Origin of the sequence: Dyella sp. GSA-30, assembly GCF_027924605.1 — a bacterium.
Taxonomy (GTDB): Bacteria; Pseudomonadota; Gammaproteobacteria; order Xanthomonadales; family Rhodanobacteraceae; genus GSA-30.
On record NZ_AP027042.1, the window covers coordinates 4,967,751 to 4,980,617 of the forward strand.

A 12,867-nucleotide genomic window follows, 5' to 3' on the forward strand; every position below is an offset into this window, starting at 1 on the left:
CATTCCTCAGCGCAAACGCTTGCCAAATGCCACCTGACAAGCAAGGACTGAGGAATGGATCCCGGCCTACGCCGGGATGACGATGGAAACTGAGGCCTTATAGGGCTCTCATCAATCCGCGAGCTTTTCGGCGGCAGCTTTCACGCGCGACAGGTCGGCGTGCGTCGCCTTGACCAGTCGCGTGCCATAGTCCGCATCGGCCTTGTAAAAGTACGACAGCATTGCGTACTTATTGGCATCGTTAGTGACCTGGTTGAGGTCGTTGCTGAGTGCCACGATCAGGTCGTTCTTTTCCTGTGCCGGCAGCGCCTTGTAGTACTCGCCTGCTTGCACGAAGTTGCGCGGCTTGCTGATTGCCTGCTGCTGCGTGGTGCCGGACAATTCCGTGCGCACCAGTTTGGCCGACGGGTCCTCGGAGACTTCGTTGATACTGGACGGCTCGTAGTTGATTTCGCCCTTGCGACCGCTGATGCTCATCGCGCCGTCCTGGTCTCCATTGTTCACCGCAACAGCCGGCTTGTTCACCGGGATGCTGAGGTAGTTGGCGCCCAGGCGATAGATCTGCGTGTCGGCATACGCGAACAGCCGGCCCTGCAACATGCGATCTTCCGATGCTTCGATACCGGGCACCATGCGCGACGGCGCGAACGCCGATTCCTCGGTACTTTCGAAGAAGTTGTCCGGCACGCGATTGAGCGTCGTCGTACCGATCTTCTGCTCCGGTACGCCCGGCCAGATCTTGGTGTCATCGAGCGCATTGAAGTCGAACTTGGCTAGATCCTTAGGCTCCAGCACCTGAATATACAGGTCCCACTTCGGGTGATCGCCTGCCTTGATGCTCTTGTAGAGGTCATTGGTGTAGTGATTCCAGTCGGCGGCAAGAGAGGCCGACACTTCCTGCGGCCGCAGACTATGCAGACCCTGCCGGCTCTTCCAGTGGAATTTCACGTAATGCACCTGGCCCTGTGCATTGACCAGCTTGAACGCATGCACGCCGAAGCCATCCATATGGCGATAATTGTCCGGCATGCCTTCGCTGGAATAGAGTCGTGTCAGCATCGCCGTTGCCTCGGGCGTATGCGCGAAGAAATCGAAAGCCAGGTTGGCATCCTGCACGCCAGTTACTGCGCTCGGCTTGTTCGCATGCACGAAATCCGGGAACTTGATCGCATCGCGGATAAAAAAGATCGGCATATTGTTGCCTACCAGATCCCAGTTACCTTGCTGCGTATAGAACTTGATCGCGAAACCACGCGGGTCGCGGGCCTGCTCCGGGGAGCCACGAAAGTTCATCACGGTGGAGAAACGCGCGAACACCGGCGTGCTGGTACCGGGCACGAAGACCTTGGCCTTACTCAGCGACGAAATATCGGCGCTGGGTTCGAACACGCCAAATGCGCCGGTGCCACGTGCATGCACGACACGTTCTGGAATACGCTCGCGATCAAAACGCTGCAGCTTTTCGATCAGACGCGAGTCCTGCAATAGTGTCGGGCCATTGGGGCCAGCGGTTTGCGAGTTCTGGTTATCGCCGACGGGAATGCCTGCGTCGCTGGTCAGGTGGGCATCCTGCGCACTGACCGCAAAAGCTATGCTCAATGGAAGCGCCAGCAGAACACTAGTGCGAGCAAAGTTTTTTTTTGTGGTTTTCATGAACCATCCTTATCGTTGGGGATACGCCGGGGCGCACCGTATTAGCCGTCATTGGCTGGAAACCAGTCTAATTGATTCTTCGCATAAGTCCGATAGCTCATCGCTATAACGTGACACGCTACGCTTCTGACAACGATTGAGCGATCGACGCAAGACAGTCATCATGGCGAGTGCCGCATAACGCTCAAGGACTTTGCATGAACACATCGACGCACGCTATTCCCGCCGACGCCAATGCACCGGTCGAAACACTTTTCCAGGGCCGCTGGTTGAGTCTGCGCAAACGTGGACGCTGGGAATATGCCGAACGCAACAACCCTGGCGGCGCGGTCATCATTCTGGCGGTGACGCCGGAGGACAAGGTGCTGTTCGTCGAGCAATATCGCGTGGCGATCCAGAAACACACCATCGAAATGCCGGCCGGTCTGGTCGGTGATCTGGCCGATCAGCTTGACGAAGGCGCCCTGCTCGCCGCCAGTCGCGAACTGGAAGAAGAAACCGGCTATCGCTGCGAGCGCGTGGAATTCGTGCACGAGGGCCCGTCATCATCCGGCATGAGCACTGAGATGATCACCTTCGCCCGTGCCCATGGGCTGACCCGGGTCGGACCCGGTGGTGGCGATGAAAGCGAGAACATCGTGGTGCACGAGGTCCCACGCACCGAGGCCGGAGCCTGGCTGTTCGCGCGGGCACGCGAAGGCTATTCGATCGACCCCAAGCTGTTTGCAGGACTATGGTTTATCGAACATAATTAGTGAGTTAGACGCAAATCCTTGAGATCAGGAGTGAAAGTGGCGCGCCAATCATGCGACTGGCGCAAACCTGCTTCTCACTTCCGGCAACTCTTCGCTAAAGTCCTGACACTTCCTGCCGATGTCATGAGAGACCCCGCCTACGCGGCTAACTTTTGACTTTGGAGGAAGTCTGCCCATGAAGCGCTTCATCGTTTCCGCCGCCCTGATCCTGGCCCCACTGGCCGCCCACGCCGCTTGCGCTCCCACCGATTTCGCCATCCAGGATTTCAAGATGAAGGCCACCGGCTCCGGCCAGGGCGTTCGTCTGAGCCTGAGCGGCCAGTTGGTCAATCACTGTGCCGAGGCCGCTGCCGCGCAGGTGAAGATCGAAGCCAAGGACTCCGACGGCAAGGTTCTGCAAGCCAAGCAGGGCTGGCCGGCCGGCACCACGAACATTGCACCGGGCCAGTCGGTCGAATTCGACCTGGGCCGTTTGTTCCGCTATCAGACCGACATGCAGAACTACACCGTCGGCGTCACGGACGTGCGCACCTGGTAAGTGTTGTTGCTGTATGGCTGTTCCGCGAGAATATTCAGGCCCCGGATTCCGGGGCCTTTTTTTGCCCGGCGCTCAGCTCGCCGCCGTCTGGATCGTCACTTCCAGATCGTATTCCTTCGCCGAGGAGCCTGGCGTGGTCTGAAATTGCATGGTCACGTGGCGGCCTTCCTGTAATCGGGTCCACCGATAGGTGTTGCCCTCGCGCGTCCAGCCGGTGATGCCATTGACGCCCTTGCCCATGCGATCGAGCAAACCCTTGGCATCGGTGGCTGAGCTCACGTGATAACGCGCCTGCCATTGAGTCTCGTCGCCGAATGCGCTGAGCTGGTCGATCTTCATGTCTTTCGGCCACTGCACCGCATCGTGCAGCTCGGCGGGAATGTAGCGATCGGCCATGCGCGAGCGCACAAAACCGCCGTCGCTTTTCCAGTCATATTCCAGATGCATGGCGACGGTCTTGGCCTCGTCGAGGCCGTGCAACCGGGCCACCACATGCAGAGCCGCGTCGATACCCGAGGACAGCCCTGCCGAGGTGATCACCTTGCCGTTATCGGCCCAACGCACATCCTTGATCACATCTACCTTGGGATAACGCTTGGCCAGGCTGGCGATGCTCGGGTTGAACGTGGTCGCCTTGAGGCCATCGAGAACGCCCGAGCTGCCCAGAATGAACGCCCCCGTGCACACCGAAAGAACATAGTGCGAGCTGTCCGTGTGCTTGCGAATGAAGTCGAGAATACGCGGGTCTTTCTGTGCATCGCCGGTATCACCGCCCGGCACCAGCAGCACGTCGAATGGCGGCGCGTCAGCAAAACTCGCATCGGGCGTCACGGTAAGCCCCATCGCGGTCTTCACCGGCTTGCCGTCGGGCGATAGCGTCACCACGCCGAACCCGGCTGTACCGAAGACTTCGTAGGGACCGGCGAAATCGATGATCTCCACGCCGTCGAACAGCACGATACCGACCCGGACTTGCGGCTGCGAATGCGCCTCGTGCTCGGCCAGCACGGGCAACGCGAAAAACGCCGCAAACAGCAACACGAAAAGACGGAACGAAAGCCTGCGCATACCTGACCCCTTGGCAAGAAACGCCGGCACGATACGAAAAAACCATACGCAAATGCGGACGCGCAGCACGCCTATCCGGACAAATCAAACGGTGCCGAAACGCTCGCGGTAATCGCGTGGCGACACACCCAGCTGGCGTGCGAAGGCGCGACGCATGGCCTCATCGGAAGCGAACCCGCATTCGGCAGCGATGCGCTTGATCTCCTTGGCCGTGCTTTCGAGCAAAGGCTTGGCCGCTTCGATGCGCTGCTGCTCGACATATTTCTGCGGGGTTGTGCCGAACGTGGCGTGGAACCGACGCGTGAACTGACGCGGGCTGATATGCAGGCGCGCCGCCAACAAGTCGACATCCAGACGCGCTTGCAGATTCGCCGCGATCCAGGCCGCCAGCTGCTCGAACTGATCGGGCAGATCCTGGGCCTGCAACTGGCTGCTGAACTGGCTTTGCCCACCCGAACGCTTGCTGGCCATGACCATGCGCTTGGCCACCTTCAGCGCCAGCGCATGGCCATGATCGGCAGCCACCATCGCCAGCGCCAGATCCATGCCGGCGGTGATGCCGGCCGAGGTCCAGACCTCACCATCGCGGGTATAGATCGCATCGGACTCGACGCGCACCTTCGGATAGCGCGTACGTAGCTCGTGCAAGTCGCTCCAGTGCGTAGTGGCCTGACGCCCGTCCAGCACGCCGGCTTCGGCGAGCAACAGCGCACCGCTACATACGGATGCCACCCGACGGACGCGAGCGGCACTCAGCCTCAGCCACTCGACCAGGGCCGCATCGGCGCGTGCGCAGTCCAGCGCGTCACCCATGCCGCCGCAGACCAGCAAGGTGTCGGTGCTATCCGGAAGCGACCCGCAGGGCATATCGGGCAACAACCGCATGCCGGCGGCCATCGTAATCGGCTCGTCGCGCATAGCTACGATGTGCAGGCGATACAAGGGCCATCGACCGGGATGGTCGTCCTGCGCCTGGCGGCTGGCCAGTGCAAACACTTCGAGCGGGCCGCTGATATCCAGCGACTGTGCGCCTGCGTAGACCAACATGCAGACGATCTTGGGCGATGCTTCTTGCATGGTACCGAGCCAGCCTGGGTGGCCGGTACGGTAAATGGAAACCATCACAATCGCCAACCGGCGATGCCTCGCCACCTGAAGGTGGCGAGGCATCGGTCAGATTACTGTACCTCTTCGACCGATTGGTCACGCTCGATCTTGTAGACCTTCTGCGGTGTATCGGTCTTGAGCAGTTTCAGACGCTTGACGCCGGCCTGCTTGCAGACATTGACGCCATTGGCGAAGACACCGCCCTGGTTGCACTTCCAATTGTAGAAATTGGCAATGCCATCGGCCAACTGCAGGCTGTAGTCGGTGCTGAGCGCACCGGCATCAAATGGATGGCCAGCCATTTCGTTCTGGAACCAGCGCATCCATTCCTTCGAACCGACCGGCGGCGGGTTGGACTGGAAGCTCGGATTCAAAGGCGCCAGCTGCGGACTCTCGGCGGTCATGTGGCAGCTCATGCAGGCGCTGACCGGGTTGTCCACCGGGCCATCGAGGCGGCCGTTCCAGCCCAGGTGGGTCGGCGGCAGCTCCGGCTTGGCATTGATGGCGGTCTGCTTCAGATCCGGATTGATCTTGGTCACCGTCGGCTGCTTATTGGTGTAGGTGTCCTGGTTGTTTTCCGGATCGTTACCCCACATCACGCCCACCGGAACCAGGTTGTCCCAGCCCGGCTTGCCGGTCTTGGCGCCGTTGTACTGGAACGTGCCGAAAATCCAGCCGGTCCCCGGAATGCGCGAGTCGCGCACGGCAAAGTCCATCTGGATCAGGGCTACTTCCTTGACCGAGCGATCGGACGAGTTGAAGGTGTTGGTGATGTAGGCCTGCCACAGCACCGGATTGACCAGGAACGGCACCTGCTTGAGGTCGACGTCGGCGAACAGCGGCTTACACACCACCGTACCGTCGTGGAAGCTGTTGGGCTGGGTGGTGTAGGTGGGGTCCGGGTTCTGCGGGTCTTTCCACACCTCGCCAAAGGTAAAGCCACCGATATCGTTGTAGATACCCACGGCATAAGTCTGGCCGGTGGTGGTCTGAGTCGGAGCCAGCTGCTTGACCTGGATCTGCGCTTCCTTGGTCAGGCCGTGGATGCCTTCACGACCCAGGGGACCGTAATGCTGCCAGGGTGCGTGATACCAGGCGCGCACCTTGTTCTTTTCGACGTACCAATCGTTCTCGACATTGCCTTCCAGGCAGTAAGCCTTGACGGCTTCGGCATAAGGGCGCCATTTTTCAAAATCGTTGGTCAATGGACTGGGCAATAGCTTGAAAAAGGCTGGCGGCACCTTGCTGGGCAATGCCTTGGGGTAGTTCTGACTCAGGGTGAAAGTCGGCCCCTTATAAGTCGATGGGGCTTGATAACCATAATCGGGAAACGTGCCTGCATTTGCGCTGCCCACTAGCAACGTTAGCGCAGCGATAATGCCCAGAGCACCGCCTTTAGCGAGTTGCATAATCCACCTCCTTGAAGCATTGAATTACTCCTCATGCCGCCATTACGCGGCACACCGGGTTATCCGGAAAACAGCCAAGCCCCGGATCGGCCAAAAGCAATCCTCCGGCAATGACGCCGGCCAGATCGAATAATGATAACTACCGAAAATCCCCAACCGACCGAATGCGCCGGCCTTGCATCGGCCCGCCTTTGTCAGCGAGCAGCCGATTACCCTAATGGCGGGATAGTAGATAAAGGCGGCAATAAAAGAAATAGACGAGTCGACAAAATAAAAAAAGGCCGGGGCACGTCCCTGTCGACGATACCCCGGCCTCAACGCACAAAATGTGCAATACGATTAATGCAGTACGAATAACTTGTCGAAACCGGCCACTCGCAGGGTGCCCCGCAATTCGGTGCCGGCATTGACGATACGAATCTCCGCACGCTCCCCGCCGGCATGCTCGCGCAGCAGCAGAAGCATGCCCAGCGCGGAACTATCCATGCTGTTCACCTCGCCCAGGTCGATCACATAGCTGCGTGCCGGTGCCTTGACGCCCAGGCAGGCGTCGTGGAAATCCCGGTGCACAGAGAAATCGAAGTTCTCGCCCATCTGCAAGGTCAGGCAGTCCAGCTCGGTGTCGTGATGAATGGTCAGGCTCATGGCTGTAATGCCTCTCAAAACAAATCGGTTTAGAACAATTCGATCTCGCCGGCGTCCATCGTGCTCTGCAAGGCAGGACCACGTGACCGCAGCTTGGCTTTCTCGCGCTGCACGGCAAGGCGTGAGCGCACCTGCTGGGCGCGTTCGACCAGCACATGAGCGTCGATCGGGTCGCAGGCCAGCGCCTCGATATCGCGCGTGCACTCGGCCGTGACTTCCTGCAGCTCGACCAGGCGGGTACGCGTCTGGTTGAGCAGCTGGCTGAGAATGTCTTCGAACTGCAGCGAGCGGATCGTGGTCGACACGTCGTTACCCAGGCCACGGTTGATCTCGACAACCTGGTCGGCAACCACGCTGGTGCGCGCGTCGCTTTCGGTCACGTGGGCCATCATCGCGTCGATACCGCCCTTGGCCGACAGCGCCACGTTCAGGTCCTGGGATGCCATCGTGCCGACCAGCTCGCGCAGATGGTCCATCGCGGCGCGGGCGCGCTCGACGTGGCTGCCGATCTGTTCGTTGAACTGGTTGGAGTTGCTGGCGAGGTTGCGGATTTCGCCCGCAACCACCGCGAAACCACGGCCGGATTCGCCTGCCCGCGCCGCTTCGATGGCGGCATTCAAGGCCAGCAGGTTGGTTTCTTCGGCAATCGTGTTGACGTTCTTCAACAGGCCGAACACCGCGTCCATTTCCTTGGCCATGCCGTCGATGCGGTAGACGATGCGCAGGCTCTCGCGCGACAGCTGCACGATCAGGCCGACGAAGTGCTCCAGCAGGTCGCCGGTGCGTGCGGCAAAGTCCTGCACCGACACTCCGCCGTTCTGCACATCGATGATCTGCTTGAGCAGCGACTGCTGCATGCCGGTCTTCTGCGACAGGCCGTCAAAGCCACCGCCAAGTTCCGAGACCGCGTCGCGCAGCAGGTCCATCGCCTGATGCAGTTCGCGCGAGGCGTGGCCCATTTCGTCCACCAGCGCGCCACGCACGTCTTCGAGTGCCTCGCGTACCGGCGCGGAGTCGATGATCGGGGCCTCGGTCACCACCGGAGCGTTGCGCCGCGTCTCGACGATCCACACTGCCGTGAGCGCGATGACCAGCACCGGTGCCAACCAGGCGGGATGCCAGAACAGGCAGAGCAGCAACGCGGCCGCACTGGCGACAAAGCCGTACAGTGGCCGCGAGGCGATCGATGAAGGAATGACTGACATGGGCTTGTCCGAACTCAAGTGACCGCGCGGGCAGCGCGGGCGACGGGTTGACGCGCCATCTCGAGGAGGCGCGCAGCGATATTTTCCAGGGGCAGCATTTCGCTGGCGGCGCCCATCTTCCAGGCGGCGCCGGGCATGCCCCATACGACCGAACTGGCCTCGTCCTGCACCAGCGTGGGAGCGCCGCATTCGCGCAGCTCGGCCAGGCCACGTGCACCGTCGTCGCCCATGCCGGTCAGCAAGGCGGCGATGGCCGGTGCGCCGACACTGGCGGCCACCGAACGGAACAGCACGTCGACACTGGGTTTATGACGATTTACCGGCGGCCCGTTGTGCAGACGGCAGACGTAGCGTGCGCCGTCCCACATCACCAGCAGATGCTGGCTGCCCGGTGCGATGTAAGCATGGCCGTGCTGGATGGGCTGGCCATCGCGCGCTTCGCACACGCGCATTGCCGAGCAGTTGTCCATGCGCTGGGCGAACGGGCCACTGAACGCGGCCGGAATGTGTTGCGTAATCAGGATCGGCGGCGCATCCGGCGGCATCGATTCAAGCACGACACGGATGGCTTCGGTGCCGCCGGTCGACGCGCCGATCGCGATAATGCGTGTGCCGCCCCTTGAATCCGCGGTCTGGGCGCGGGGCAGCACGGCATCCGCGCTCAAACGCGGCGGCACGTCCAGTTTGCGTACGGCACTGCGCATCTTTGGCCGCGCCAGGGCGGCCAGTTTCACCTTGGCGCAGATCTCCTGCGCACCCTCGGCAAACGTGCTGGCCAGGTCGTTGCTGGGTTTGGTGAAGAAGTCGACCGCACCCAGCTCCAATGCCTTGAGCGTCACTTCGGCGCCTTGCTGGGTCAGCGAAGACACCATCACCACCGGCATCGGGCGCAGGCGCATCAGGTTCTCGAGGAAGGTCAGGCCGTCCATGCGCGGCATCTCGACGTCCAGCGTCAGCACATCGGGCTCGAGCTGCTTGATCTTTTCGCGCGCGATCAACGGGTCGGCGGCCACACCCACCACCTCGATCCCCGGATCGCAGGCGAGCATGGTCGACAACAGTTTCCGCACCAGGGCGGAATCGTCGACGATTAGTACACGCACTCTAGCCATTAATGCTTACTCGCCTTTGCCTTAAGAGGTGAAAACGTCTCGAAGAACCGGGTCCTGCATGGCGAATGCGAGCCTTTCCTCCTCGCCTCGCCGCCCTTTCCTAGAACAGCTCCACTTCTCCCTTTATCGGATCGTTTGCCAAACGCTTGAGGTAATGCTTCTCGGTGTCGACCAGGCGACTTTCCTGCAGCCCATGCATCAAGCGCACGCGTACGCGCCCTGTCTGCGGGAAGTACTGAACCTGGCGTGGGTGCACGTCGCCGACGTCCTCGGCCACCAGATTGAGCTTTTCCGTCTCGATATAGCGGCGAACGAAGGCGATATTGCGTCGACCTATATCGGTCATCTGCGCCAACACGCGGCCGCCGCCAAAGATCTTTACTTCAAGATCGTTGCGATGCCCGCCGGCCTTCAGGATGCGGTTGATCAGTTGCTCCATCGCGTCGTTGCCGTAGCGCGCAGCGCGACTGACCGTGGACGACCAGCTATCGCGGTCACCGACCGGCTCGGGCAACATGAAATGGTTCATGCCGCCGATCTGACGTTGGCGGTCGCGAATGCAGGCCGATACGCAGGAGCCCAGCACGGTCGAGATCATTTCGTCCTGATCGCTGACGTAGTACTCGCCCGGCAGGATTTTCGCAGTCATGCATGACTGCGTCGGATCCCAGTACCGACGCACATGCTCGAAGCCGGGCAACACGTTCTGTGCCGTGGCAGGTCGGCGACTGGCCATGACTTCGCTCATGTGTCGCGCTTCCGGTAGATCGTGCGACCGACCAGATCGAAGTCGTCGCTCAGGCCATACATCGACTCCGAATGACCGAGGAATAGATAACCGCCCGGCGGCAACAGGCTCGCATAGCGCGCGAACAGGCGCTGCTTGGTCGGCTTGTCGAAATAGATCACCACGTTGCGGCAGAAAATCGCGTCGAACGGCCCTTGCATCGGCCAGTCGTGCAACAGGTTCAGCGGCTGAATAGTCACCAGTTCGCGCAAGCGCGGATGGACGCAAGCCAGGCCTTCGTAGGCGCCTTCGCCGCGCAGGAACCAGCGCCGGCGACGCTCAGGGCTGACGCCACCGAGCTTGTCCACCGAGTACACACCCTTGCGTGCTGCTTCCAAGGCCTGCGGCGACAGATCGGTAGCGAGAATTTTCGCGTCGATATGGCTGCCGTGCTGCTCAAGGGCCTCAGCCAGCACCATCGCCAATGCATACGGCTCTTCGCCGGTGGAACAACCGGCCGACCAGATCCGCAGACGATCGTCATGACGCTTTTTCTGCTGCAGCCACAGCGGCAGCTGCGTTTCGATCAGAAAGTCGTAATGGTGCATCTCGCGAAAGAACGAGGTGACGTTCGTGCTGATCGCACTGGCCAGCTCGCCCAACTCGCTTTCCGGATCGCGCCGCAGGATCTCGCAATAGCTGGCGAATTCTTTCAGGCGCAGCGCACGCAGACGGCGCAATAGACGCCCCTGGACCAGCTGACGCTTGTGTTCGCCAAGCGAGATGCCGCAATGCTCCAGCACGAACTCGCGCAGGAAACGAAACTCCGCATCACCCAGGCTCGGTCCACCGATGCCCGCATTGGCAACGCTCTCATCGGTGGCCGGCACGGACATGGCTTAGAACTCCTTCCACACACCGCTGTCGGCGGCTTCGGCAGCGGCCGCCCGCGGGGCGGGCCTGGCCGGCGCACCGCTGCGCACAGCGGCAAATACGGCTTCGGTCTCCGCGGCAACAGCCGTCGTGCGCGCCTTCTGCGTGGGTACCGGTGCATAGTCGGCATCGTCACCGAGCTGGAAGAAGCCCACCTGACGTGTCAGCTCGGTGGCCTGCTCCTGCATCGCACGTGCGGCGGCAGCGGCCTCTTCCACCAACGCGGCGTTCTGCTGGGTCATCTCGTCCATCTGCAGCACGGCGTGATTGACCTGATCGATGCCGGCAGACTGTTCCTGGCTGGCCGCGGCGATTTCAGCAACGATGTCGGTCACCTTCTTCACGCTGTCGACGATCTCGGCCAGCGCCTTGCCTGACTGATCGACCAGCTCGGAGCCGGTGCGCACCTTGGCGGCACTGTCGTTGATGAGACCCTTGATCTCCTTGGCTGCACCCGCGCTGCGCTGCGCGAGGTTGCGCACTTCGGTCGCCACCACCGCAAAACCGCGACCCTGTTCGCCCGCACGTGCCGCCTCGACCGCGGCATTCAGCGCCAACAGATTGGTCTGGAACGCGATCTCGTCGATCAGACTCACAATGTCAGCGATCTTGCGGCTGGAGGTATTGATCTCGCGCATCGCGCCGACCGCCTGGGCGACTACTTCGCCGCCGCGTTCGGCCTGTTCGCGAGCACCGCGAGCCAACTGGTTCGCATGGCTGGCGTTCTCGGCGTTCTGCTTCACCGTCGAGGTCATTTCCTCCATCGACGAAGCGGTTTCTTCCAGGCTCGACGCCTGTTCCTGCGTGCGCTGGCTGAGATCGTCGTTACCGCGCGAAATCTGCTGCGCTGCCGTGCTGACTGAACCCGAACCGTGCCGCACTTCGTTGACGATCGTGCTCAAGCGCTCATCCATCGTGCGGAAGGCTCCGAGCAACTTGCCCAGCTCATCGGTGCGATCGACGGTGATCTTGTGGCCCAGCTTGCCGTCGGCAATGGCGTGCGCAATGCCCACCGTGCGGTTGAGCGTGTTGATGATCGAGCGGATCACCAGGGCGGCGACAAGCAAGGCGATAAACAGGCCAGCGATCAGGGACGTCAGGCTCACCGCACGAATCAGCTTGTAGCGCGACACTTGTTGCTCGTAAATGCTCATCGCTTCAGCACGCTGCAGCTCGTTGAGCTTGGCCATACGTGCCTGGCGATCCATCAGCATCGGGCGAAGCTGCATTTCCAGGATATCGGCTGCGCTGGCATCGCCCTGCTTGAGCGCATCGAGCGTGTCCTGCTTGGCCTGGTTGTAGTCGGCATCCGTCTCATGCATCTTCTTGTATTCCTTGGCGATGACATCGCTCATCGGAATCTCGTCGAAGTGCTTGCGCAGATCCGCAAAACCTTCCTGCAGCTTGTCGTACTCGGCCAGCTTCTGTTTCAGCGCGTCGGGCTTGCTGACCTGGTTGGCCGCCTCACCCAGCACGATGAAAGACATCAGCGCCTGCTGTCCGATACGGCTGAGCAACTGTGCCGGCACCACTTCCTGTTCGTAGATCTGCTTCATGCCGTCGTTCTGCAGGCTCATCGAACCCAGGCCGATCACAGCGCCGCCGATCAGCATCACCGCGAGCAAGCCCATGACACCGTACAGACGCATGCGAACCGATAAGGAAGGGAGTTTGAAAGTGAACTTCTTCATTGCTGATCCAATTGATGACCGGAA

12 protein-coding genes are annotated in these 12,867 nt (G+C 61.0%); 2 read left to right on the forward strand and 10 right to left on the reverse strand.

Annotated features, from left to right (window positions below; all coding sequences use genetic code 11):
* Positions 1 to 111 precede the first annotated feature (111 nt).
* Positions 112 to 1,653: a catalase gene (locus QMG46_RS21395; RefSeq protein ID WP_281849914.1), complete on the reverse strand. Its 1,542-nt coding sequence runs from the start codon at positions 1,651 to 1,653 to the stop codon at positions 112 to 114.
* 197 nt (positions 1,654 to 1,850) lie between these two features.
* Between QMG46_RS21395 and QMG46_RS21400 the strand changes: the two genes are divergently transcribed.
* Together QMG46_RS21400 and QMG46_RS21405 are read left to right on the forward strand one after the other, a co-directional pair.
* Positions 1,851 to 2,408, forward strand: coding sequence for an NUDIX hydrolase (locus QMG46_RS21400; protein WP_281849915.1), 558 nt, complete (start codon positions 1,851 to 1,853; stop codon positions 2,406 to 2,408).
* 175 nt (positions 2,409 to 2,583) lie between these two features.
* Positions 2,584 to 2,946 (forward strand): hypothetical protein, encoded by a 363-nt coding sequence (locus QMG46_RS21405; RefSeq protein ID WP_281849916.1) that lies wholly within the window; start codon positions 2,584 to 2,586, stop codon positions 2,944 to 2,946.
* Between the two features lie 72 nt (positions 2,947 to 3,018).
* Here QMG46_RS21405 and QMG46_RS21410 read toward each other — a convergent pair whose 3' ends face one another.
* From QMG46_RS21410 to QMG46_RS21450, 9 genes are all read right to left on the reverse strand, one after another.
* Positions 3,019 to 4,014, reverse strand: a complete 996-nt coding sequence (locus QMG46_RS21410) for a DJ-1/PfpI family protein (RefSeq protein ID WP_281849917.1) — start codon at positions 4,012 to 4,014, stop codon at positions 3,019 to 3,021.
* A gap of 84 nt (positions 4,015 to 4,098) precedes the next feature.
* Positions 4,099 to 5,136, reverse strand: a complete 1,038-nt coding sequence (locus tag QMG46_RS21415) for a GlxA family transcriptional regulator (protein ID WP_281849918.1) — start codon at positions 5,134 to 5,136, stop codon at positions 4,099 to 4,101.
* A gap of 56 nt (positions 5,137 to 5,192) precedes the next feature.
* Positions 5,193 to 6,530, reverse strand: coding sequence for a hypothetical protein (locus tag QMG46_RS21420; protein WP_281849920.1), 1,338 nt, complete (start codon positions 6,528 to 6,530; stop codon positions 5,193 to 5,195).
* A 339-nt stretch (positions 6,531 to 6,869) separates the two neighbouring features.
* On the reverse strand, positions 6,870 to 7,175 hold the full coding sequence (locus tag QMG46_RS21425) for an STAS domain-containing protein (RefSeq protein WP_281849921.1): 306 nt from the start codon (positions 7,173 to 7,175) through the stop codon (positions 6,870 to 6,872).
* 29 nt (positions 7,176 to 7,204) lie between these two features.
* Positions 7,205 to 8,380 (reverse strand): methyl-accepting chemotaxis protein, encoded by a 1,176-nt coding sequence (locus tag QMG46_RS21430; RefSeq protein ID WP_281849922.1) that lies wholly within the window; start codon positions 8,378 to 8,380, stop codon positions 7,205 to 7,207.
* A gap of 14 nt (positions 8,381 to 8,394) precedes the next feature.
* Positions 8,395 to 9,492: a protein-glutamate methylesterase/protein-glutamine glutaminase gene (locus tag QMG46_RS21435; protein WP_281849923.1), complete on the reverse strand. Its 1,098-nt coding sequence runs from the start codon at positions 9,490 to 9,492 to the stop codon at positions 8,395 to 8,397.
* 100 nt (positions 9,493 to 9,592) lie between these two features.
* Positions 9,593 to 10,240, reverse strand: coding sequence for a chemoreceptor glutamine deamidase CheD (gene cheD / locus QMG46_RS21440; RefSeq protein WP_281849924.1), 648 nt, complete (start codon positions 10,238 to 10,240; stop codon positions 9,593 to 9,595).
* A complete protein-coding gene (locus QMG46_RS21445; RefSeq protein WP_281849925.1) occupies positions 10,237 to 11,115 on the reverse strand; it encodes a CheR family methyltransferase in 879 nt (292 codons plus the stop codon). The genes cheD and QMG46_RS21445 overlap by 4 nt, the downstream gene beginning before the upstream one ends.
* A 3-nt stretch (positions 11,116 to 11,118) precedes the next feature.
* The gene (locus tag QMG46_RS21450; protein ID WP_281849926.1) at positions 11,119 to 12,843 is read right to left on the reverse strand and encodes a methyl-accepting chemotaxis protein; all 1,725 of its coding nucleotides are present in this window, start codon (positions 12,841 to 12,843) and stop codon (positions 11,119 to 11,121) included.
* Positions 12,844 to 12,867 lie beyond the last annotated feature (24 nt).

Bases quoted from the DNA above. Each gene is read 5' to 3' on its own strand.
- QMG46_RS21430 (WP_281849922.1), bottom strand. From the start codon at position 8,380: ATGTCAGTCATTCCTTCATCGATCGCCTCGCGGCCACTGTACGGCTTT.
- QMG46_RS21450 (WP_281849926.1), bottom strand. From the start codon at position 12,843: ATGAAGAAGTTCACTTTCAAACTCCCTTCCTTATCGGTTCGCATGCGT.
- QMG46_RS21400 (WP_281849915.1), top strand. From the start codon at position 1,851: ATGAACACATCGACGCACGCTATTCCCGCCGACGCCAATGCACCGGTC.
- cheD (WP_281849924.1), bottom strand. From the start codon at position 10,240: ATGAGCGAAGTCATGGCCAGTCGCCGACCTGCCACGGCACAGAACGTG.
- QMG46_RS21405 (WP_281849916.1), top strand. From the start codon at position 2,584: ATGAAGCGCTTCATCGTTTCCGCCGCCCTGATCCTGGCCCCACTGGCC.
- QMG46_RS21445 (WP_281849925.1), bottom strand. From the start codon at position 11,115: ATGTCCGTGCCGGCCACCGATGAGAGCGTTGCCAATGCGGGCATCGGT.
- QMG46_RS21420 (WP_281849920.1), bottom strand. From the start codon at position 6,530: ATGCAACTCGCTAAAGGCGGTGCTCTGGGCATTATCGCTGCGCTAACG.
- QMG46_RS21395 (WP_281849914.1), bottom strand. From the start codon at position 1,653: ATGAAAACCACAAAAAAAAACTTTGCTCGCACTAGTGTTCTGCTGGCG.
- QMG46_RS21410 (WP_281849917.1), bottom strand. From the start codon at position 4,014: ATGCGCAGGCTTTCGTTCCGTCTTTTCGTGTTGCTGTTTGCGGCGTTT.
- QMG46_RS21415 (WP_281849918.1), bottom strand. From the start codon at position 5,136: ATGGTTTCCATTTACCGTACCGGCCACCCAGGCTGGCTCGGTACCATG.
- QMG46_RS21435 (WP_281849923.1), bottom strand. From the start codon at position 9,492: ATGGCTAGAGTGCGTGTACTAATCGTCGACGATTCCGCCCTGGTGCGG.
- QMG46_RS21425 (WP_281849921.1), bottom strand. From the start codon at position 7,175: ATGAGCCTGACCATTCATCACGACACCGAGCTGGACTGCCTGACCTTG.